We start from the raw sequence: 23,078 nt of genomic DNA on the forward strand, positions 1-23,078 counted from the left end.
GTGTCTATGCTAAGAAAAGCAGAACAGAAGGAGACAATATATAATGGACAAACCTATACAGGAAGAAATTGCATCGCGCCGTACGTTTGCAATCATTTCACACCCGGATGCCGGTAAAACGACAATTACAGAAAAACTACTTTATTTCGGCGGCGCAATCCGTGATGCCGGAACAGTAAAAGGGAAGAAGACAGGGAAATTCGCTACTTCGGACTGGATGGAAATCGAGAAGCAGCGCGGAATTTCGGTTACATCATCTGTCATGCAATTCGATTATGATGGCAAGCGTGTCAATATCCTTGATACACCCGGACACGAAGACTTCAGTGAAGACACATACCGTACACTGATGGCGGTTGACGCGGCGGTGATGATGGTAGACTCCGCAAAAGGTATCGAGCCACAGACGATCAAATTATTCAAAGTTTGCCGCATGCGCGGGATTCCGATTTTCACATTTATCAATAAAATGGACCGTCAAGGGAAAGAACCACTTGAACTGATGGAGGAATTGGAAGAAGTGCTGGGCATCCAGTCCTACGCAATGAACTGGCCAATCGGGATGGGTAAGGAGTTCCTTGGTATTTATGATCGGTTTAATAACCGCATTGAACAGGTTCGTGTCGAAGATGACAAACGTTTCCTTGCGTTAAACGAAGACGGCGGACTTGCGGAAACACACCCGATGATGGAAACATCGTATTATAAGCAGGCACTTGATGACGTTCTTCTATTAAATGAAGCAGGCAACGATTTCGATGAAGCGAAGATTGCAATCGGCGAATTGACGCCTGTATTTTTCGGCAGTGCATTGACAAATTTCGGCGTCCAGACATTTTTGGAAACGTTTTTACAGTTTTCTCCGCCTCCGCAACCTCGAATAACTAAAGATAAAACGGAAATTGATCCGTTTTCTGAAGAGTTTTCCGGGTTCATTTTCAAAATCCAGGCGAATATGAATCCGATGCACCGCGATCGTATTGCTTTCGTACGGATCGTATCGGGAAGTTTTGAACGCGGGATGACGGTTACGGTACCGCGTATTTCTAGAACGTTCAAATTGACACAGACAACCCAGTTTCTGGCGGATGACCGAGAAATAGTGGATGAGGCAGTTGCTGGTGATATCATCGGTCTGCATGACACTGGGAACTATCAGATCGGGGATACGGTAATCGGTGGTAAATCGAATTTCCAATTCGATGCGCTGCCTCAGTTTACACCGGAACTTTTCGTTCGGGTAACCGCGAAAAACGTAATGAAGTCGAAGCATTTCCATAAAGGTATTTTGCAGTTGGTTCAAGAAGGGGCCATTCAATATTACCGGACTCTCCACACTGAGGATGTGCTTCTTGGTGCGGTTGGCCAGCTTCAATTCGAAGTGTTCGAGCATCGGATGAAGAATGAATACAACGTAGAGGTGCGTATGGAACACGCTGGTTCAAAAGTTGCACGCTGGATTGAAAATGAAAGCGACGTCAAAGAATCGATGGCGGGACAGCGAGCGATGCTCGTAAAAGATCGCCACGATAAACTTGTATTCCTATTTGAAAATGACTTCGCGATGCGATGGTTCCAAGACAAGTATCCTGATATTCGTTTGTATAGTCTTTTATAATTCCGAAACCCGGCAAGACGGTCTTCCGTTTTTCCGGGTTTTCTTGTCATTATACAGGAGAAAAGTAGCTCCCATTTGAAGTAGCCCTCATTATTCAATATGATTAATGTAATGAATTTATTGGAAAGAAAGGAAAGTGTAAATGAAAATCAGTGACTTTTCTATAAGAAGACCCATATTTACAATTGTTACGATGTTTCTTGTCATCATTCTTGGAGCAGTGTCCTTTTTTCGTATACCGGTAACACTGATTCCTGAGTTGAATCCTCCCATTGCAGTTGTTGCGACTAGTTATCCAGGGGCTTCCCCTGTTGAGGTGAACGAGAAGATAACTAAACCGCTCGAAGCGAGTCTATCAACTTCCCCGGGATTGAAATCGATGCAATCCACGTCGCGGGAAGGAACCAACTTCATCCTGCTCATGTTCGACTGGTCGACGAAAATTGACGAAGTCCAGCTTGATGTCATGCAGCGGGTCGATTCAGTGCCGGTCCCGGACGGCGCGAGTAAGCCTAGATTCATGAAATTCGACCCTTCTCAGTTCCCGGTTATCCAAACGTCGTTGCGCGCAACGGCGAAAGACACCGATGTGCGGAAAATTGCTGAACAGTTGGAAACGGAACTAAGACGTACAAAAGGGGTGGCCAGTGTCTCCATTTCAGGCCAGCTGGTGGAAGAAGTACAGGTCATATTGGATCAGAACAAACTTGTTGCGAATGGCCTTGAACAGGCAAACATCGTTCAAGGTCTACAAGCGAACAATGTATCGATGCCGGGTGAACCGATTCAAACCAATGGCGGTAAACAACTTACAACCCGTATTGTCAGTACGTTGACAACGATATCCGATATCCGAGGGATTGCGGTTGGTGTAAATCCGCTGACAGGACAAAAGGTGCAAATCGGCGATGTGGCGGACGTAGCTCTTCTTGAAGCCGATACAGGCATGGAAACGCGTGCAAATGATCAGCAGGCCGTCCTTTTGTCCGTGTTGCAAGAGTCCGGCGCAAATACGGCGGATGTTTCAACTGCATTTAAAAAGTCGCTTGAAAACTTACTTAAAAAAGACGAGTTTAAAGGTGTAGAATCGGATATTCTATTCGACCAGGGCGATTATGTAAAACTCGCCATTGGGAATATTGGACAGTCGCTTATTTTGGGCGGTATTTTTGCAATGCTCGTCCTGTTCTTGTTCCTTCGAGGAATAAAAAGCCCGATCATTATCGGGATTGCTATCCCATACTCAGTAATTGTCACATTCGTACTCATGTATTTTGCGGATTTCTCACTGAATATAATGACGCTGGGTGCGCTTGCACTTGGTATAGGAATGCTGGTCGATAATGCGATTGTTGTTATCGAGAATATTGAACGGCACCTGTCTATGGGCAAAGCGCCAAAGCAGGCGGCATCTGAGGGGACGAATGAAATTGGCGGCGCTATTACAGCGTCGACATTAACGACGCTAGCTGTCTTTGTACCAGTCATTTTCATCAGTGGATTGATCGGGCAGATATTTACTGAATTTGCCTTGACAATCTCCTTCAGTTTATTCGCATCGCTTGTCGTTGCTTTAACAGTTGTGCCGATGATGGCTAGCCGCATGCTAAGGAAACCTACTAAAAACGTCGAAGCACGGAGACGCCGTTCGAAAAAACTGAACAACTTTGAAAGATCGGTGAAATGGTCGCTGAAACACCGTTTTATCGTTCTTGCTTTTACTGTGGCGGCACTGGTACTCAGCAGTTTTGCCTTATTCAAAGTCGGTACGGAATTCCTGCCTGCCACCGACGAAGGATTTTTCAGCATTTCGGTGAAATTACCGAATGGATCTTCTGCAACTGCAACAGATGAAGTGGTAAAAAGAATTGAATCACGGCTGAAAGATGAAAAAGATGTGGAAGTATACGTAAGCCTAGTTGGTGGGACGCAGGAGAATATGGCGCAAGGTTCTTCCAGGGCCAACGTTGCGGAAATGTATGTAAAACTTACACCTCTTGCAGATCGGGATCGTTCCGTCTTCGAATTCGTCGATGATGTTCAGCCAAAAATAGTGAAGGCAATCGGCGATGACGCTGAGGTCGGCTTCGTGATGCAGACCGCGGCGGGCTCTAGTCCGAATACGTTGTCATTTTCGTTGAAAGATACTGATGAAGAACGTCTCAATGAAGCGGTTACCAAATTGAACAGTAAGCTTGCGGGGCTTGATTCGGTAACGGAAGTGACGAATAATCTCCAAGACACCGTCCAAGAAATACAAATCGAAGTGGACCGTGAGAAAGCGGCCGCAAATGGATTGGCGCCCTATCAGATTGCGCAGACGGTCAATAACGTCACCAGAGGTTCACTGGCCACACAAATTATCGGGAAACATGATGACGTGTTCGGAGTCTATGTAAAATACGATAAGAAATTCCGCAACAGTATGGATAGGCTGAAAAATTTGAAACTGCGCACTCCTGCAGGCAATTTTATATCCCTAAGGGAAGTTGCGAAAATTGATATTGCCGAAGGGCCGGTTTCCATCCAGCGTGTCGATCAGGCACACTCGGTTACTTTCAATTTGAAATATGAATCGACGCAGTCGCTTGGGAAGATGACAACGAAAGTGAATGACGTCATGGACGGGCTCAACTTACCGGAAGAAATTGAACTTACATTCGGCGGTGACAGGGAATTATTCGAAAGTGCTATCAATGACATGATCATGGCGGTATTGCTGGCTGTCGTGCTTGTTTATATTGTCATGGCGGCGCAGTTTGAGTCATTCAAATATCCATTTGTTATCATGTTCTCCGTGCCGTTGATGGTCATTGGAGTTGCGTTGGGACTATTCCTGACAAAGACACCGATCAGCGTTACGGCGGTAATCGGGATTCTAGTGCTTGTGGGGATAGTCGTCAACAATGGGATTGTCCTCGTTGATTACATCAATCAGCGAAAAGAAGCGGGTATGGATTCTTATGATGCGATTATCGCCTCCGTTAGGGACCGGGTGCGTCCGATACTGATGACAGCGCTGACGACAATACTAGGGTTGTTGCCACTGGCACTCGGTATCGGTGAAGGGACTGAAATGAACCAGCCGATGGGAATTGCTGTGATCGGCGGATTACTAAGTTCGACATTGCTTACATTGTATATTGTACCTATTATCTACAGTCTATTTGATCGACAAACGAGAAAGCGTGCGATCGCTAAGAAATGACGAAAAGAACCGCCAGTCTTATCGCTTCGGGATTCTTATGGGAGATTTAGAGCAAAAATATTGAATGGGAAAGGCGGTATTTCGTTCGAAATGGGACGAAATACCGCCTTTTTTATATACAGATTTACATACAAGTTTAATTACGTAAGCTTTTCACTAAATCCCTCGTCGAAGTGGCTCTTATTCCGGGATGTAAAGTAATCTGAATATTCTTCTATTCGATAATACTGGGTGCTATACTAGTAAAATAAGGGGTGATTTCATGAGAACTCATTTTTTTACCGGCTTTCCGGGATTTATTGCTTCGCAATTGATAACAGAATTAATTCGCGAGGGTGAGGTGGAAAAGATCTACACGGTGGTCCATCCCAGTCAAGCTGAACGTGCCCTTCAAAAAGCGGATATCATCAAGGATGAAATGAATACGGCAATCTCAATTGAAATACTTGTCGGTGATATTACTGAGGAGGGGCTTGGATTAAAACCTTCGGTGATTGAGGAATTACATCAGGAAACGCTCACGGTGTGGCATCTTGCTGCCATATATGATCTTGCGGTAAAGGCTGAAATCGCTTGGAACGTCAATGTCGTAGGAACGAGACAGGTGAATGAATTTGTACAGAACCATCCTTCTATAGAACGCTATATGTACTTCAGCACGGCTTACGTTGCTGGGAAAAGGGAAGGCAAATTACTCGAAACGGAGCTGATTCGGCCGCATTCGTTTAAAAATCATTATGAAGAAACGAAGTTTGAAGCGGAACTGCTGGTAGAGAGGCTAAAGAATGAGGCACCTGTAACGATCATCCGTCCGGGAATCGTCCGGGGCCATTCCAAAACAGGAGCAACTAGTAAATTTGACGGTCCATATTTTTTTATGAATATGATTGACAGGTTACGATGGATGCCCATTATTCCATACGTGGGGAAAACGGAAGCCCTCATTAACGTCGTGCCGATTGACTATATTATTGATGCAGCGGTGTATTTATCTCATCATGATGATGCGGCCGGCCAAACAATCCACCTAACGGACCCTTGCCCGCACCGGATCGAAGAAGTTTACCGTGCAATGGTCTTTGAATTGACGGGGAAAAAGCCAAAAGGAAGAGTGCCACGTCTTCTGGCTGAAAAAGGGCTCGCCTCCATCCGTATACAGCGCAGACTGGGCGTAGAAGCGGAAACGCTGGACTATATGATGTGGAATGCAACATTCGATACAGCGGTTGCGGAAAGGCTTCTTAAAGGCAGTGGGATAGATTGTGCTGATTTCCTTGAGTCAATTCCATCGATGACAGCGTATTATGAAAAGAATAAGAAAAACAATGATTATCATATACAAATTGGTTGATTAAACATTTACATTTATGCTCAGAATGGTATAATGTAACTGAAAGCATCCAAACTTAATAACTTTTGACTTTACGTCAAAGGGGAGTAGCTATAGGGAAACCTATTTCATAGTCGTCAATACATGGCTTTTGCCATCGGTTATGATAGCTGGATTTTGTAAAAAAATTCCGACTTAGCGAGACCTTTGCCTTTTATTAGGTGATGGTCTTTTTTATTCGTGAAAAATTGGGAGGAATAAATGTGGAAGCAATACTATTGGAATATGCATGGGTACTTGTCGTACTCATCGTACTGGAAGGACTGCTTGCAGCAGACAACGCAGTTGTCATGGCCGTAATGGTCAAGCACTTACCGAAGGAACAGCAGCGGAAGGCACTGTTCTACGGATTGTTTGGAGCGTTTGTGTTCCGTTTTGCAGCATTGTTCATGATTACATTCCTCGTGAATATATGGCAAATTCAAGCACTTGGGGCTGCCTATCTACTGTTCATCTCCATTAAGAGCATTATTGATCAGCGAAAAGGCGAAGATTCACATCCGGATAGTAAAAAGCGCAAACAATCCGGTTTCTGGATGACCGTTTTTAAAGTTGAACTTGCGGATATCGCATTTGCGCTTGATTCAATGCTTGCAGCAGTCGCGCTAGCGGTGACGCTTCCTGAAATTGGCGACTTCCACATCGGTGGCATTAACGGAGGACAATTCACCGTCATGTTGTTAGGTGGTATCATCGGATTAATCATCATGCGATTTGCAGCACGTCAATTTGTTGGCTTGTTGGAAAAGTTCCCATCCTTGGAAACGGCAGCATTTCTTATCGTCGGCTGGGTAGGGGTCAAATTGCTTGTGCTTACCTTGGCACATCCACAATTACAGATTCTTGATCCTGAATTTCCACATTCGACCTTATGGCAAGCAATATTCTGGATTGTCCTTGTCGGAATTGCCCTTAACGGCTATTTGGTTGGCGTCAAGAACAGGAAAAAAAGAGTGTAAATCACAAAACGGCCCTAGCACTGGAGGGCCGTTTTTGTTTTTTTATCAGTTCATCCTTTCATTTTTCAAGCAACTTCTCTAAAATAAGTACAACGCCAAGTCATTGGTGAAAGGAACGGTGAAACGGATGAAATTCAATCGCGAGAATTTACGCAGGTTCACACCCGCTCAGGTTATTGTGTTCTATTATTTTCTGGCCATCGCATTTTCGTTTTTACTGTTAAATCTGCCGGGAGTTTACTTGCCCGGTGTCCAGGTAAGTTTTATCGATAGTTTGTTTACAGCTGTCAGTGCTGTAAGTGTAACCGGTTTGACAGCCGTCGACATCGGCAGTACGTATTCGGTTTTTGGTATTAGTATGTTGATGCTCGTTTTGCAAATCGGCGGTATCGGAATCATGTCGATCGGTACGTTTTTTTGGCTGCTTGTTAAAAAGCGGATCGGTTTACGGGAAAGACAACTAATCATGGTCGACCATAACCAATATAGTCTCGCGGGTGTCGTCCATCTAATACGACAAATCGTTAAAATCATTGTGTTAATTGAAATTATAGGTGGACTTATATTTACGGTTTATATTATGCGGTTTTATGACACATTCGGCGAGGCATTTTTAAACGGGATGTTCATGTCTGTATCCGCAACAACAAATGCCGGGTTTGGTCTTAAAGGATCGTCGCTAGCAGTATATTTCAATGATTACTTCGTTCAGTCATTGACGATGATCCTTATCATACTTGGTGCAATAGGCTTTCCGGTTCTTATCGAAGTGAAAAGTTACTTTTCAAAAAAAGTGCCTCATTTCCGTTTTTCATTATTCACGAAGATAACGACGGCGACGTTCGGATTCTTGCTCGTTTTTGGTGCGGTTATGATATTCATTTTGGAATCTGTCCATTCATTCAAAGGGATGGCTTGGCATGAGAAGTTATTCACCGCGTTATTCCATTCGGTGTCATCGAGGTCCGCGGGCCTGACAACGTATGACGTGACGAAATTTAGTGAAGCGACGGATATTTTCATCAGCTCACTGATGTTCATCGGTGCTTCGCCAAGTTCGGTAGGCGGTGGCATCCGGACGACAACATTCGCGATTGCTATCCTGTTCCTTATTAACTTTGCACGAGGCAATCAAGTCATTAATATCTTTAACCGGCAAATAAAACTGGTTGATGTATTCCGCTCTTATGCTGTCATCATTCTGGCGCTGATGATGGTCATGACGGCACTCCTCATTTTGCTCATTACGGAACCGGGTGTTCCGGTTATTGCGCTTCTATTTGAAATAACATCCGCTTTCGGGACATGTGGCATGTCACTCGGAATCACATCGGAACTTTCACTAACCGGGAAAATCATCATTATGTTGCTCATGTTTATTGGGAGAGTCGGACTTATTTCGTTCCTGTTCACATTAGGAGGAAAAACAAAAAAATTACACTATCATTTCCCGAAAGAACGAGTTATTATCGGATAATAAAAAGGCTGTCCCATTTATATGGAACAGCCTTTTTTCAATTGGAAAGTGATTGTTCAAGGAACATGAAACGGGGTGTTTCATCGTGTCTAAAGATTGTGACGAGATACCCGGCAGCCTTTTGGATAATCCCGATTTCCACATCCTCGGGTTGGATGGCAACTGGCGTAATGAACGTCTGCTTGCGAATATTCCTCGTATTTAAACCTAATGAACTGAATTCATCGCCTAATATAGCGGGAGAAGCAAGCAGTATCTGTTCGAGTGATGAACGTTCCTCGATAGGCATATCCTCTTTCCACCAGACTTTCCGTGGTTGGAACTTATGGTGTGCCAGGTAATCAATCTTCAGAAGACTTCGTGCGATATCCATGTCTGCACGGCCATCTTCCGCTAGGAAGTCATTCAAACGTATGAATAGATCTTCCAGTTGGTGTCCGATTCTGGACCACCCTCGATTTTCCCAATAGGAACCGAATTCCTGAAAGAAGTCAAATGGTGTCTCGAAGACCTCGGATACAAGATATTCGACCGTTCGCGGCAGGCGGTTGTCGTTCCAATACTTTTCAAGGACATCCTCCGTCTGCTTAATTCGTAAAATATCATCAAACGTCAAAACGTTGTTCGAAAATATTTCATAAGGTGCTTCGTCGATATACTCGTAGCCATATTGCTCGGCCTGGATCCGCAATCCTGTTCCTCGTAACAATTTCAAGAATCCAAGCTGCAACTCTTCAGGCCGCATTGCGAACACATCATTGAAAGTCTTGCGGAAAGAATTATAATCTTCTTCAGGTAAACCTGCAATCAAGTCAAGATGCTGATCGATTTTCCCGCCTTCTTTGACCATCGTAACAGTACGCGAGAGCTTTTCGAAATTTTGACGGCGCTGCACTAATTCGTTTGTCAAGTCGTTTGTGGATTGGACGCCTATTTCAAACCTGAACAGTCCAGCGGGTGCATTTTCATTAAGAAAATCGATGACTTCAGGGCGCATGATATCTCCCGTTATTTCAAACTGGAAAACGGTACCGGGTAGATGCTCATCAATCAGGAATTGGAACATTTCCATGGCGTAACTTCTACTAATATTGAATGTCCGATCGACAAACTTTATTGTTTTTGCGCCATTCGCCATTAGATAGCGGATATCATCCTTAATGGCATCGCGGTTGAAATATCGTACACCTACTTCGATCGATGACAGGCAAAACTGACATGAAAAAGGGCAGCCTCGGCTAGTTTCGATATACGTCACTCTTTTGCTGAGTTCAGATATATCTTCAGGGAACTGGAAAGGCGAGGGAAGTTCCCGTAAATCCAATTTGGGTCCTGGCGCCGTAATTTTGAGGTTACCATTTTCCCTATATGCAATTCCTTGGATGGCAGTCATTTCTTCCTTACCCGCAAAGACATCAAGCAGTTTTTTAAATGTTCGTTCCCCTTCACCTATGACGACGACATCGATTTCAGGTACCCGTTCCAACCAATAATCATAATCGTACGTTACTTCCGGACCGCCGGCGATAATTTTAACATCAGGTTTAACTTTCTTAAGCATTCTCATAACCTTTATGGATTCTTCAATGTTCCATATATAAAGACTGAAACCGACGACGCTCGGCATTTTTTGATATAAATCTGATACGATATTCAAGGTTGGATCCTTGATCGTATACTCCGAAATAACTGGATTATACTCAGGCATAGCATATGATTTCAAACAGCGGATGGCTAGATTTGTATGGATGTATTTCGCGTTTAGGGTTGTTATAACAATGTTCATAATTCTGCTCCTTTTTTTTCAATCATATTGCATACGTCAAGCTATGTGTTAATATAGGTAAAAAGGTCTGTTCCCATTGTATCTTAAATGTGGAATAATCTGATTAGGTTGGTAATTGTAAAAACTTGATCTTGCTGCATGTATCAATTATTTATTTCATACTGTTTTGAAACGGGATCTAGGGGGGACACGTTTGAAATATCAAAAGGAAAATGTAATGGACCACATCACATTCATACTGGATAATTCAATCAGGCCGGGAATAGTCTTTGATAATAAAGAAACGTTTGTATATGTAAATAAATCATTCGAAAAGTACTTTGCCATGAATGGAAAGTGCAACATCAAAGATCTATTCATTAATCCATCCAACGAGTTGTGGGAAAATATTACAAACCAAATTAATAAGCACGAGAATAAGACGCTAACCGTCAATGTCCAATTAGTCGATGGCAGGATATATGGTGTGAAAATGCACCTTATGTATTTTGAGGATATTCAACAAACGATTGCACTGTTCGATATTCCCCAAAACTATATGGATTCGACAGGGAAAACATATATAAAAGCATTTCATAACTCCGATGATTTTATGATTGTCGTGAATAAACACGGGCGGATCTTCGATGTCAATGAAAAGCATACCACTTTTTTAAATGTACCAAGAGATTATTTAATGGGGAAGTCAGTTCAAGTGATTTTGGAATTGTTCAACGTAAACCCGAAAATACTTGTTGAATATATTCGAGACTTGGCCCAATATAATTATGCGGAAATGACATTGTTGTACGAAATATCGGCTGATGAAAAACGAAATTATCAGGTGTTTACTCTATTTGACAGTGAGACACAGACCTATTTGATACGGATGAAAGATCAAACAGAAACGATGGCAATGGAGAAACTATTAGCTCATTCAGATTCATTATCAACAATTGGCGAGTTGGCGGCAAGCATTGCGCATGAAATCAGGAATCCGATGACGACTTTAAAAGGGTTTGTCCAATTGCTTAAGATTACTGCTACAAAAGATACGATGAAGTACCTTTCTGTCATTGATGAGGAAATTTTAAGGATGGAATCTATATTGACGGAAATGCTGATTCTCTCCAAACCTGCATTGAACAAGAAGACGACGTTTTCATTGGAAGTGCTCGTTACGGATATGTTGCAGGTCATCCAGCCCAAAGCATTGATGGATGGAATCATGATTAAGCAACAGGAAAATACACTTAAAGATTCATTGATTTTCGGTGATTCCGACAAATTGAAGCAAGTACTTCTAAATTTATATAAAAATGCGCTCGAAGCAATGTCACCTGGTGGAATCCTAACCATTGCAATGGAACAGGATCACTACGGAAAAATAACACTGAGAGTTACCGACACCGGAAAAGGAATGGATTTGGAACAGATGAATCAAGTGTTCGTTCCCTTCTTTACTTCCAAGCCTGATGGAACGGGACTTGGACTGCCATTAGTTTTGAAAATAATTGAAGAACATGGCGGAACGATTTCGGTTGAAAGTAAGGTTGGCATAGGCACGACCTTTATAGTAACATTTCCATCAGCAATTGGACACGGTCCCGAGGTAATTTTAAACGAAAAAAGCATGTTGTTAGCGTAAAGGATAATTCTATATGATTTTCCGTCCTTTTGACAGGTGTAGGAGCTTGCCGGTATAATGGGGGCAACTATTAAGCGGGATATAGAAGGTGGCACTGAATAATGACAAAAGATACAGAACGGGCATTGAAGCTATTCATCGTTCTTTCCAGGGCAAGTAAAGTGATATTGGAAGAAGCACATAAAACTAATGAAAAGTATGGTCTTAATCCGACTGAATTCGCTGTTCTGGAATTGCTTCACCATACCGGAAGACAGCCGATTCAAAAGATTGGCCAGAAAATCCTACTTAGAAGCGGTTCTATGACGTATGTCGTTGATAAATTGGAGAAAAGAGGATTGTTGGAACGTGTTTTTTGCGAAACGGATAAACGGGTGACGTATATGTCGATTACACCAGCAGGGGTTGAATTAATGACGTCCATATTTCCGGAACATGCAGATCACATTAAATCCATCATGTCTTCTCTTTCCAGTGAAGAACAAGATCAGGCAATCGAATTGCTGCGAAAATTGGGTCTGTCTGTCAAAAGTCTCTCGTAATAAGCAGCATCTTGTTGATAAAGGTTGCGTTTTCATAAGGAATGCAAAAAGAGCCAAATGGATTCCATCCGGCTCTTTTTACTGTTGTATTACTTGCTCACAATTGTTTCGCCCATTCGAAGAAATCTTTCGAAATGTTCTTCTTCCGGGGAATCATAGATTGTTAGTTTAACAACCATATCGTCACGCTCTAAGATGATTCCTGTAACAGTTGCAGTTTCCGCCTTTACAGAAAAGACTTTTGCGTTTTCAATCCCTTCACCTGTCGGAATCGATGCTTCATCTGTCAATTCGCTTGGCGTATCCCCATTACCGGATGCTTCGAGTCCCGCAGTCATATTCTCTAACAGATAGTCATATGTGCCGTCCTCTTTCGGAGATGTCTCAATACGCATAAACACGGATTCGTTTCCAGTCGCCATCAGACTGTCTTTACCGGGTTCCTCACTCGTTAGCGTATAATCGGGAAGTACAGAAATAGCATAATCCTGTTCGTCGCTTTCTGTAAGTTTCGCATCTTTCATAATGTTTTCTTTACCGTCGGCAGATGCAGATTTGTCAGCGTCATCTGTTCCTTCCGTATCCGTCACTTCATTTTCGTCTACGGTGCCTTTGTCAGTTTCTTCTACAACATTCGCGGATCCGTTTGTACTGTTCTTTTCTGCCTCCGGGCTTGTTCCGCAAGCCGTTAGCACCAACGAAGCGGCAAGTGCTGCGAGTAATAAATTCCATTTACTTTTCAATGTAAACCCCTCCTTGTTTAATATAGACGTTTGAAAGCCATTGATGTTTCATTTGCTGTTCTGGACGATTGTATACTTTTTGTGGCTGACAACCGTTTTCTCTTCAATCTCAAGGTCTTCGAAGTTCTCCATAATGGACAGGTTAACGATGACCGAATTCTCATTCACTTTTTCAACAATTCCTCTTAATCCATCTTTGAATTCAATAATGTCCCCGACCTCTGCAATTGTCATTGTAAATCATCTCCCTTATGGATTGCCCCGAATTAGGTCCTCCAGTAGTAAACGCTCGGCTTAACGAGATTCTACCCTTTTTTGATAATCTTATATAGTGTGCCTTAAAAAGAGTATAACGTAAAGTGTTTTCTATTGTCTTAATCCTTGCCTGATGTCGAAATCCGTCGACAATCGGTTTCCATACGATTAGAATATTCCTGTATAATATATGGTTAGTGATGGTTTAATCCGTGGAGGGATTATTTTGGATTATACTTTAGAAGAAAAAATAGAATTGATGCGTGAAGAGATGATGAGCGCAGCGATAAAAAATGGATTGAAAGACGATGAAACATTAGGATTCAGCAGAAAGTTGGACTGTCTCATCAACCAATACGAAGAACAAAAGGAAAACACTCAATAGTTGTGATGTTTCTGGTAAATACACCTTTATAGAACAAATTAGGAATTCCATATAATACACGCTTCGGCTACCACATGAAATGCGCCTACGCCGGCTTATCCTAGGTATATTGTTGATACTTATTTCATCGATACGGGGTTTATTAATAACAGGCGAGCCTTAATCCGATAGTACCGAGGAAAGGCTCGCTGTTATTGTTGTATAATGAGTATACGAATCCTTAGTTCCGAACAGTTCATGAACTTGTTGATTTTTATTTTATACTATAATGAATTAAGCGCAGATGCCTTACAAGGGATTCTTTATTTAAATTTATAAATATTTTCTAAACAATGTTTAGAAAGTGAGAAAAGCGGGCAAATTAAAATAGAACACAGCAACATTCTCATTTCCCCCTTTTAAGGACGGAACCCTGTTACAGGGTCCCGTCCTTCTTTTTTTGTCTGAAAATAGAAACGATTGATGGAAAATTGAATATGTTTTGGTAGGATTGATAGTAATACATTTATTGAATAGGGGGAAATAGGATGGAAATGAAAAAAATCGCATTTATTGGGACGGGTGTAATGGGTGCCAGTGTCGTAGCCCATCTTTTAAACAATAATTATGAAGTGACGGTATATACGAGAACGAAGGAAAAAGCTGAACAGCTAATTGAGGCAGGCGCAGGTTGGGCGGAAACTATCGGTGCAGCAATTAAAGATGCTGACATAGTTTTTACGATGGTCGGTTATCCTGCAGATGTAGTAGAAGTCTATTTCAGTGAGAATGGCATCTTGCGGAGCGGTAAGGAAGGTCAAATCTTAATTGACATGACAACGTCTAGCCCTGCACTTGCAAAACGGATTGCGGAGGAAGGGGCGAAAAGGCGGATGGCGGCGATTGATGCTCCTGTTTCCGGAGGCGACGTCGGGGCGAAGAATGGCACATTATCGATAATGTGCGGTGGTGATAAAGAAACCTTCGATGCGATTTTCGTTATATTATCGACCTTTGGAGAACAAATCGTCTACCAAGGGACGGCGGGTGCGGGACAACATGCCAAAATGTGTAACCAAATCGCAATTGCGACAAATATGATCGGCGTTTGCGAGGCGCTAGCATATGCAGAAAAATCGGGACTTGACCCCGATACTGTGTTGAAGTCCATATCGACAGGAGCAGCCGGTTCTTGGTCGTTGTCAAATTTAGCCCCCCGGATGTTGGATGGGAATTTTGAGCCCGGCTTTTATGTCAAACACTTTTTGAAGGATATGAACATCGCATTGGCAGAAGCGGAAGGGATGCAGTTACCGCTTCCGGGATTACAGCTAGCGCGTGACATGTATGTGAAGTTAGTAGAGGAAGGGTTCGCCGAACAGGGGACACAAGTTCTTTATGAAAGTTATAAATAATCCTCAATAATTGCTGGAATATGCCGAAAATAACTATATGGGCGAAGTCTACTTTTAGTAGCGATTTTATAAGTAGAAGAATAGATTTCCATCCAATCTGCTCTGGCCATTACAGGTAATGTGCCTGTGCTCAGTTTACACACAGTAGTCAATGCGTAAATAGTAATAATCAGGGGGCCAACAAATGAATACAATGAAGTCGGATATTGTAACATATGAAGTTTTTGAATTTGTTGAATTCCAAGTCGGAAAAAGTAATTATGGAATGAGTATTCACCATGTCCGCGAAATTATTCAGCCCCTGCCAGTCACAATCTTGCCGCATGCCCATCCGTACATCGAAGGCATCATTCAATTGCGGGGGGAAGTATTGCCGGTCATTGATTTGAAGAAAGTAACGGGAAATAAAGAACTGAATGACGTGAACGAATCAAAGTATATCGTTGCGGAAATCGGTGGAAAAACAGTTGTTTTCAATGTGACTGGTGTCACTCAAATCCAGCGTGTCAATTTTACTGAAATAGAACCCGCTTCCGATATGTATGCAGGTGATCAAGTGCCTGTTTCAGGAATAATTAAGCGTGATAACGGGATGATCCTACTTGTAGATTTTGAAAAAGTGATTGCAGCACAATTTAAGTAAAAAAAGGAATTGTTATAACGAAAGATGAAAAACGGACTGAATCCTGTTGGAATTCAGCAGGATTCAGTCCGTTTCATTTTCCGTCCAAATAAGAAGAACGGAAATTTTGGGTGTTCTGTATGGTATGAATGGACTTTTTCGGTACCATCTTTTTGGTCTTATCTGGTTTCCTGTGGATAGGTTCGACATAATTGGAGAGAATTTCACGTGCTGTTTTCAGACTCATACGTTCTTGCGGGTTACGAGACGTTGGATCTTGTTGTCCGAGGTGTGGTAGAGCATTGAAGTCTTCTTTTTCCGGGATTGTATGGAAGAGGAAATCGTCACAACGAACGAGGACCGTGGAATGCTGTTTGCTGAATTTTGGATTATCCACAAAATGTAATCCGATTTTTTCTGCACTGCCTGAATTGATAAGTTTATCAATCGCCATTTTCTTTAATGTGTAAAGCTGTCTATTATCGGGAGCCGTTTTTGCGTGCCGATTTATTGTATAGATTGCAATAGCCAATTGACGGATGGAATTTTTATTTTTCAAAATAGGCCTCCTTCTTTGGTGAATTGAGTGATTGCATATATGTCGATGATACCAAGAATGTAAAGAATTGTACACCTTCTGATGTATGGATTTGAGAAATCATGGTAATGTATCTTGCATATTATGGAAGTGTTTCGAATTAATTATTAGCATATAGCGATACATCAATTCAAAGAATCGGTACATTCTATTCATACCGAAATCCGAAAAATTCTACGTGAATTGTGTCCGCATATACATGAAATACTTTGCGGCACTTTGGTAGCGTACACTACAAACGGAGGCACTCATGGGAAACGTTAAAATAGAAGACCAATTAAGCAGAGTAATGGAATCCTTTATTTTAGATCATTCTTTTAAGATGTCCATTCTTATCAAGAAAAGTCGGCTCGAGGAACATTCAGTCGTTTATGCCAATGCGTTGGCATTACGCTATTTTTCAGCCGATATCCCCTCATCGGCTAGTGACTTTTTTGGCGAATGTTGGGTACCGATCAATCGAAAGATGCGAAAACTACATAACTATTCCGATAGGGTAACTGAATTTGAACGGTTGCAAAATGGTGTGAATGTTTTATATGAAGTGGAATTCCAATTCCGCACGGAAGATTGTGGATGTGAATACATCTGTATTGTATTGTGTGAGCGGCAGGATATTGCCGTGGAAAGAGCATCTCACAATGAAATACGTCATAAATATCAATCTGTCATAGACCACAATCTGGATCCAATCATAACCATTGATCAAAACCTGAGAATCATCCATGCGAATCGGGCTCTCCATTTAGCATTCGGTTATCGATTCAAAGAACTTTCCGGCAGGTCAATCCCGAATTTGATGGGAGAGGAAAAGCTAGCGGAATTTCATCTTTTTTTATCCCGAGCATTGGCGGGAGAATCAATTGAAATGGAAGGTTCATCTTTTTTCCACAAAAGCGGTTATTTATTGCCTGTCTATTTAAAGGCGATTCCTGTTTTGATAGATGAAGAGGTAAAGGAAATCCATTTGATATTACGGGATACTTCCATTCATCAAGAAAATAATGAGAAACTTCTGTTCCTATCTTTTCATGATCATTTGACGGGTCTGTGGAATCGGCGGGCGATGAAAGAACATTTCACTGAAGACTCCACAAATGCTGTAAAAAATGATGAAAGGCTTTCTTTCATCCATTTGGGATTGGATCGTTTTAAAATGATCAATGAATCGCTTGGTCATACTGTCGCGGATGAAGTTTTGAAAATTGTCGCAGAACGATTGAAAATGATCTGTCCGGCATCCGCCAGATTGTATCGTAACGGGGGGGACGAATTCATCGTATCGTTGAGAAATCATTCTGTATCGATGACCGAGAAATTTGCCCAAACGTTATTAAACGATTTCGGCAAACCGTTTTACTATAATCACCAAGAATATTTCATATCCGCTTCAATCGGAATCGCGGTTCATCCGGAAGATGGAACTACACTTGAAGAATTATTGCGGAAAACGGAACAGGCGCTTGTATTTGTGAAAGATCGCGGGCGCTCTCATTATCGCTTCTATCAGGAAGAAATGAATTCATTCTTCCCGGATGAGGCGCTGATGGAGTCGCATTTACGCAGGGCGATAGAATTAGATGAATTGACGATTCATTATCAACCCCAAGTCGATTTGAAAACGGGGAATATCAGCAGTTTTGAAGCGTTGCTTAGATGGAATAATCGCAAATTCGGATTTGTTTCTCCCGTCCAATTCATCCCCATCGCCGAAGAGTCCGGTCTCATCCATGGAATTGGTGATTGGGTAGTAGACCAAGTATGCAGCCAACTGAAAGAATGGCAGGACAAGCGTTTCAAAGAAGTCAGAATTGCCGTCAATATTTCACCTAAACAATTCAGGATGGAAAACTTTGCAGATAAATTGAAAGAGAAAATAGCACGCCATGCCATCGTGCCCTCATCACTTGAAGTTGAAATTACTGAAAGTGCATTGACAAAAATGGATGAAACAGTAAGAACACTTAATGAATTGAAGAAAATTGGTGTGGTCATTTCTGTGGATGATTTCGGTACCGGGTACTCTTCACTCAGTTATTTGAAGCAATATCCAATCGATATCATTAAGATAGACCGATCGTTCATCAAAGATATTGAAACGGACGTTAAGAATGAGGCAATAGCAAAAACAATCATTAATTTAGCCCATAATCTAGGAATGGATGTTATTGCGGAAGGCGTTGAAAAGGATTTACAGGCGCAGATCCTACTTGAAGCGAAATGTCAGAAAGCACAAGGCTTTTTATATAGTAGGGCAGTGCCGGTAGAGGAAATCGTGGAAAAGTATTTTGCATAATAGTTTCAGAAGTAAATGTGGACAACGAGATAATTCTGTTGTCCACATTAACTTTGTAAGGGAGGGCGACTATCACTCTATTACTCTCGTCATACACCTGATAACATGCTATAATTATGAGTGAATATTCATTCATTAAAAGGGGGAATCGGTATGTTTGATGGAAAAGTCATTATTGTAACGGGTGGATCTAATGGAATGGGGAAATATATGGCGAAGAAATTCGTCGCAGAAGGTGCACAAGTTATTATTACAGGTAGGGATTCGGATAGATTAAAATCGGCTCAGGAAGAAATCGGGGATCGCGCGCACTTGTTTCAGATGGATGTCCGGAATGTAGAATCCGTCGAAGCTTTAATTGCTTTTACTGATGAGAAATTTGGACGGATTGATGGATTGGTTAATAATGCGGCCGGAAACTTCATTGTCAAAGCGGAAGATTTGTCACCAAACGGCTGGAAATCTGTTATTGATATCGTTTTGAATGGCACGTTTTATTGTTCGAGTGCAGTCGGAAAATATTGGATTGAAAAAGGACAAAAAGGATCCATTTTAAATATGCTTGCAACGTATGCATGGAATGCTGGAGCCGGCGTCGTCCATTCCGCGGCAGCTAAAGCGGGCGTCATGTCATTGACACGGACATTGGCGGTCGAATGGGGAACGCAATATGGGATCCGTGTGAATGGCATTGCTCCGGGTCCGATTGAACGCACGGGCGGCGCTGATAAACTGTGGGAGTCGGAAAAAGCGGCAAAACGTACACTCGCGTCGATTCCTTTAGGCCGTCTCGGTCAGCCTGAAGAAATAGCGGAATTGGCGGCGTTCATCATGTCAGATAAAGCGTCCTATATGAACGGTGAAATTGTTACACTCGATGGCGGACAATGGCTGAACAAATTTCCGTTTTAAAGATTAATTTTGCCCATTAGGCGCATCCTACTCCCAAAAGGAGTGATGTGTGATGGACATCTGGACAGTCCCATTGATCATTGTTGTGTTAATCATCGGTTTGATTTCTTTTGTCTCCGTCCGGAAGTGGAACAAAGCAAATGCGGCTGTTGAGGTGCAGGATAGTCGAAATCCGGCGGTCGTAGAAGAAGATCATCCTTTTACGCTTAATCCGATTATTTGGATTGCCCTTGCCTCTGTATTTTTCATGGGAATTGTCATTTTTTATTACGCTACCTCTTCTTTTTAAGGAGAGGTTTTCTTTTTTGTTTTAAGGATTGAAAGTCCTTCTTATGATATGATAGATATGTAGTTTTCAGATGAACAGCATAGCTACAGAAGGAGCAGATTTACATGATTTCTGTAAACAATAGAGATTTTCTTTTCACACCGATAGCCGACTTTATCATTTCGTCCGAAAAAGTTGCGCACGTTCAGGTTGGAAATAATGCAGAGCACGCTCTCCTTGTTCTGACAAAAACAGGATATTCAGCCATACCGGTCCTTGATGCGAAATATCATCTGAAAGGGCTACTTAGTATGGGTATGATTACAGATTCGATTCTGGGTCTTGAACATATTGAATATGAACGCTTAGCTGATTTAAAGGTAGATGAAATAATGCAGACGGATCTGCCCTCCATCAAAACGACTGACCGATTTCAAAAAGGGCTCGATTTATTAATTGACCATACGTTTCTTTGTGTAACTGAAGAAGATGGTACATTTGCAGGCATACTGACGAGAAGAGTAATTTTGAAACAATTTAAAAAGTATATTTACTCCGTTCACTAACGATTATGGTTACATTACGGGCTCCTTATGGGGCCTTTTTCTGTTTGAAAGGGGAGAGGGAAACATGAGAAACAGTAAAACAACGAATCGCCCGCTCGTGCTGATATCTGTCATGCTGGCGATGTTCGTCGGTGCCGTGGAAGCGACGATTGTGACAACCGCAATGCCTGCGATAGCTTCAGATCTTGGCGGCTTTTCACGGTATAGCTGGATTTTTTCTGCTTATTTACTGATGAGTACGGTGACTGTGCTCATTTATGGTAAACTGGCGGATTTATTTGGACGTAAGCCGATCTTGTTCATTGGGCTGACTATATTTTTAATTGGATCTATTTTATGCGGTTTTGCTGTTTCGATGGAGCAGTTAATCGTTTTCAGGCTGATCCAAGGACTTGGCGCGGGCGCAGTAATGCCGATTGCCACGACAATAGTCGGCGATATTTATACAACGGAAGAACGGGCGAAAATTCAAGGCTATTTATCCAGCGTCTGGGGGATTTCGGCGGTATCCGGTCCTGTTATTGGCGGGTTGATTGTCCAATATATGAATTGGAAATTTGTTTTTTGGGTGAATGTCCCCCTTGGTATACTTGCAATGGTCGGTATTTACTTGTATCTCCATGAGCCCGTGCGCACGAAAAAAGTTTCGATTGATTACAAGGGTGCGATACTACTGACATTATCATTATCTACGATACTTTATTGGCTTGTTGAAGGCGGTCAGGCATTCGGCCGTCTGTCTTTCTATAGTGTTTCGTTAATCATTGTAGGGCTAGGCGCCTTCGCATTGCTTGTCAGGGTCGAACGAAAGGCAATAGATCCCGTCATGCCGTTTGCGATGTGGAAAAACCCTGTCATTTTGTATGCAAATCTGGTTTCATTAACGACCGGCGTGATTTTGATCGGTATATCTTCTTATTTACCGACATATGTAACAGGGGTGATGGAGCAGCCTGCGATAATCGCCGGGTTCACATTGACCGCCATGTCGATTGGATGGCCGATAGCATCTTCTGTTGCCGGCCATCTATTGATTCGTTATGGCACGTTTCTTGTATCTTTCGCAGGGGGATTATCGCTCATCCTGGGAACGACTTTGTTTGTCATGATGAATCCTGCATCGGGGCCGTGGTGGGCGGCAATGGCTAGTTTTTTTGTCGGTATCGGTATGGGATTGACCAGCACATCGTTCATCGTCACAATCCAAGGGGCAGTTCCAAGGGAGAAAAGGGGATCTGCGACTGCCGCCAATATGTTCATGAGGAATTTTGGGAATACTATCGGTGCAGCGCTTTTCGGAGCGGTTTTGAATGGCATGTTAATGACACACTTTAGAAAAGATAAAATGGATTACGATTTAAATGATATCAATTTTCTTCTGACCGATGACATGAGACGGACAATACCTGAAGAGGAAATACTTTTACTGCAACGTGCGCTTGATGGTTCATTACAATGGGTGTATATAACAGTGGCCATTTTTGCTGTGATCAGTTTGCTTCTTATATTAAAAATCCCACGCGGAAAGGGGTTCCAACATGACAACGACGGAACTTGAAATCATTAAAGCACTTGCGGAAGAAGGAAATATGCGGAAAGCTGCAGAACGGCTTTTTTTATCGCAACCTGCGCTTTCTCAACGATTGCAGTCAATTGAAAAAGAATGGGGAACGTTATTGTTCATCCGTTCCCAGAAAGGGCTCGAACCAACATCTGCAGGCGAACTTGTTATTGCATATGCTCGCGAAGCAATTTTGAAAAGAGAAGAAACTTTTGAAATGATCGCATCGATGGCCGACAAAATACATGGGACGTTGAAGATAGCGTGTGCATCCATCGTTGGTCAGACGTGGTTACCTCAAGTATTGAAAGAGTATGTGGAAATGTATCCAGATGCAAAAATTTCACTGATAACAGGATGGAGTTCGGAAATCGTCAAAGCACTATATGAAGGGGAAGCACATGTCGGTATCGTACGTGGCCAAGTCGATTGGAAGAGTAGAAAAACGTATTTGTTCCGAGATTGGCTCTATTTGGTGGACCGTGAAATTACAACTATCGATGAGTTGAAAGATACAGAACGGCCTTTCATCCAGTTTAAAAGCGACTCGAATTACCATATGGAAATCCAGCGTTGGTGGCAACGCCATTTTGATCAAAATCCAGGGCGTCAAATTACGGTCGACCAGATTGAGACATGTAAACAGTTGGCGTTAAACGGAATCGGCTATGCAATTTTACCGTCGATTACATTGGTGGGCGACGAGGATGTCAACAAAATACCGCTATTGAACAATGAAGAGGAATTCGAATTGACGAGGGATACATGGCTGATCGGATACGAATCATCGTTTGCGTTGAAACAGGTGGATGCGTTTACACAAATTGTCCAAGGGCATGCAGAAAAGTTGCAAAAGGATTACGATTATTGA

General features: G+C 42.3%; 20 protein-coding genes. 16 read left to right on the plus strand and 4 right to left on the minus strand.

Translation table 11 applies throughout. From position 1 onward, the window contains the following. The first annotated feature begins 43 nt into the window (after positions 1–43). The 5 genes from HDC33_RS04095 (at position 44) to HDC33_RS04115 (ending at position 8,652) form a co-directional block, all read left to right on the plus strand. On the plus strand, positions 44–1,618 hold the full coding sequence (locus HDC33_RS04095) for a peptide chain release factor 3 (protein WP_179391226.1): 1,575 nt from the start codon (positions 44–46) through the stop codon (positions 1,616–1,618). Positions 1,619–1,760: 142 nt separating this feature from the next. After that, the gene (locus HDC33_RS04100; RefSeq protein ID WP_179391227.1) at positions 1,761–4,826 is read left to right on the plus strand and encodes an efflux RND transporter permease subunit; all 3,066 of its coding nucleotides are present in this window, start codon (positions 1,761–1,763) and stop codon (positions 4,824–4,826) included. 262 nt (positions 4,827–5,088) lie between these two features. Further along, positions 5,089–6,177: an SDR family oxidoreductase gene (locus tag HDC33_RS04105; RefSeq protein ID WP_179391228.1), complete on the plus strand. Its 1,089-nt coding sequence runs from the start codon at positions 5,089–5,091 to the stop codon at positions 6,175–6,177. Between the two features lie 242 nt (positions 6,178–6,419). After that, positions 6,420–7,175, plus strand: a complete 756-nt coding sequence (locus HDC33_RS04110; protein ID WP_179391229.1) for a TerC family protein — start codon at positions 6,420–6,422, stop codon at positions 7,173–7,175. A gap of 127 nt (positions 7,176–7,302) precedes the next feature. After that, on the plus strand, positions 7,303–8,652 hold the full coding sequence (locus HDC33_RS04115) for a TrkH family potassium uptake protein (RefSeq protein WP_179392623.1): 1,350 nt from the start codon (positions 7,303–7,305) through the stop codon (positions 8,650–8,652). 37 nt (positions 8,653–8,689) lie between these two features. Here HDC33_RS04115 and HDC33_RS04120 read toward each other — a convergent pair whose 3' ends face one another. Beyond that, positions 8,690–10,438 carry a B12-binding domain-containing radical SAM protein gene (locus HDC33_RS04120; protein ID WP_179391230.1) on the minus strand — a complete coding sequence of 583 codons (1,749 nt, stop codon included), beginning with the start codon at positions 10,436–10,438 and terminating at the stop codon, positions 8,690–8,692. Between the two features lie 193 nt (positions 10,439–10,631). Between HDC33_RS04120 and HDC33_RS04125 the strand changes: the two genes are divergently transcribed. Then, on the plus strand, positions 10,632–12,065 hold the full coding sequence (locus HDC33_RS04125) for an ATP-binding protein (RefSeq protein WP_179391231.1): 1,434 nt from the start codon (positions 10,632–10,634) through the stop codon (positions 12,063–12,065). 101 nt (positions 12,066–12,166) lie between these two features. After that, positions 12,167–12,607 carry a MarR family winged helix-turn-helix transcriptional regulator gene (locus HDC33_RS04130; protein ID WP_179391232.1) on the plus strand — a complete coding sequence of 147 codons (441 nt, stop codon included), beginning with the start codon at positions 12,167–12,169 and terminating at the stop codon, positions 12,605–12,607. An 89-nt stretch (positions 12,608–12,696) separates the two neighbouring features. On the opposite strand, the gene HDC33_RS04135 is transcribed toward HDC33_RS04130, so the two are convergent. Next, the gene (locus HDC33_RS04135; RefSeq protein WP_179391233.1) at positions 12,697–13,350 is read right to left on the minus strand and encodes a hypothetical protein; all 654 of its coding nucleotides are present in this window, start codon (positions 13,348–13,350) and stop codon (positions 12,697–12,699) included. 48 nt (positions 13,351–13,398) lie between these two features. After that, a complete protein-coding gene (locus HDC33_RS04140) occupies positions 13,399–13,584 on the minus strand; it encodes a YkvS family protein (protein ID WP_179391234.1) in 186 nt (61 codons plus the stop codon). Positions 13,585–13,831: 247 nt separating this feature from the next. Here HDC33_RS04140 and HDC33_RS04145 point away from each other — a divergent pair, with 247 nt between their 5' ends. The 3 genes from HDC33_RS04145 to HDC33_RS04155 all read left to right on the plus strand — a co-directional run bounded on the left by HDC33_RS04145 (position 13,832) and on the right by HDC33_RS04155 (position 16,027). Continuing rightward, positions 13,832–13,990, plus strand: coding sequence for an aspartyl-phosphate phosphatase Spo0E family protein (locus HDC33_RS04145; RefSeq protein WP_179391235.1), 159 nt, complete (start codon positions 13,832–13,834; stop codon positions 13,988–13,990). Positions 13,991–14,517: 527 nt separating this feature from the next. Continuing rightward, on the plus strand, positions 14,518–15,384 hold the full coding sequence (locus tag HDC33_RS04150) for an NAD(P)-dependent oxidoreductase (protein ID WP_179391236.1): 867 nt from the start codon (positions 14,518–14,520) through the stop codon (positions 15,382–15,384). A 184-nt stretch (positions 15,385–15,568) separates the two neighbouring features. Continuing rightward, on the plus strand, positions 15,569–16,027 hold the full coding sequence (locus tag HDC33_RS04155; protein WP_179391237.1) for a chemotaxis protein CheW: 459 nt from the start codon (positions 15,569–15,571) through the stop codon (positions 16,025–16,027). 73 nt (positions 16,028–16,100) lie between these two features. Here HDC33_RS04155 and HDC33_RS04160 read toward each other — a convergent pair whose 3' ends face one another. Continuing rightward, positions 16,101–16,565, minus strand: coding sequence for a YkyB family protein (locus HDC33_RS04160; RefSeq protein WP_179391238.1), 465 nt, complete (start codon positions 16,563–16,565; stop codon positions 16,101–16,103). A gap of 289 nt (positions 16,566–16,854) precedes the next feature. Here HDC33_RS04160 and HDC33_RS04165 point away from each other — a divergent pair, with 289 nt between their 5' ends. From HDC33_RS04165 to HDC33_RS04190, 6 genes are all read left to right on the plus strand, one after another. After that, positions 16,855–18,900 (plus strand): putative bifunctional diguanylate cyclase/phosphodiesterase, encoded by a 2,046-nt coding sequence (locus HDC33_RS04165; RefSeq protein ID WP_179391239.1) that lies wholly within the window; start codon positions 16,855–16,857, stop codon positions 18,898–18,900. A 153-nt stretch (positions 18,901–19,053) separates the two neighbouring features. After that, positions 19,054–19,812: a 2,4-dienoyl-CoA reductase gene (fadH, locus tag HDC33_RS04170; RefSeq protein WP_179391240.1), complete on the plus strand. Its 759-nt coding sequence runs from the start codon at positions 19,054–19,056 to the stop codon at positions 19,810–19,812. Between the two features lie 52 nt (positions 19,813–19,864). Further along, positions 19,865–20,101 carry a hypothetical protein gene (locus HDC33_RS04175; RefSeq protein WP_179391241.1) on the plus strand — a complete coding sequence of 79 codons (237 nt, stop codon included), beginning with the start codon at positions 19,865–19,867 and terminating at the stop codon, positions 20,099–20,101. Positions 20,102–20,205: 104 nt separating this feature from the next. Beyond that, positions 20,206–20,646, plus strand: coding sequence for a cyclic-di-AMP-binding protein CbpB (gene cbpB / locus HDC33_RS04180; RefSeq protein ID WP_179391242.1), 441 nt, complete (start codon positions 20,206–20,208; stop codon positions 20,644–20,646). A 64-nt stretch (positions 20,647–20,710) separates the two neighbouring features. After that, positions 20,711–22,204 (plus strand): MDR family MFS transporter, encoded by a 1,494-nt coding sequence (locus HDC33_RS04185; protein ID WP_179391243.1) that lies wholly within the window; start codon positions 20,711–20,713, stop codon positions 22,202–22,204. After that, positions 22,185–23,078 carry a transcriptional regulator CcpC gene (locus HDC33_RS04190; protein WP_179391244.1) on the plus strand — a complete coding sequence of 298 codons (894 nt, stop codon included), beginning with the start codon at positions 22,185–22,187 and terminating at the stop codon, positions 23,076–23,078. Before HDC33_RS04185 ends, HDC33_RS04190 begins: the two co-directional genes overlap by 20 nt.

The sequence above is a fragment of the Sporosarcina sp. JAI121 genome (genome assembly GCF_013408665.1).
Classification (GTDB): Bacteria; Bacillota; Bacilli; order Bacillales_A; family Planococcaceae; genus Sporosarcina.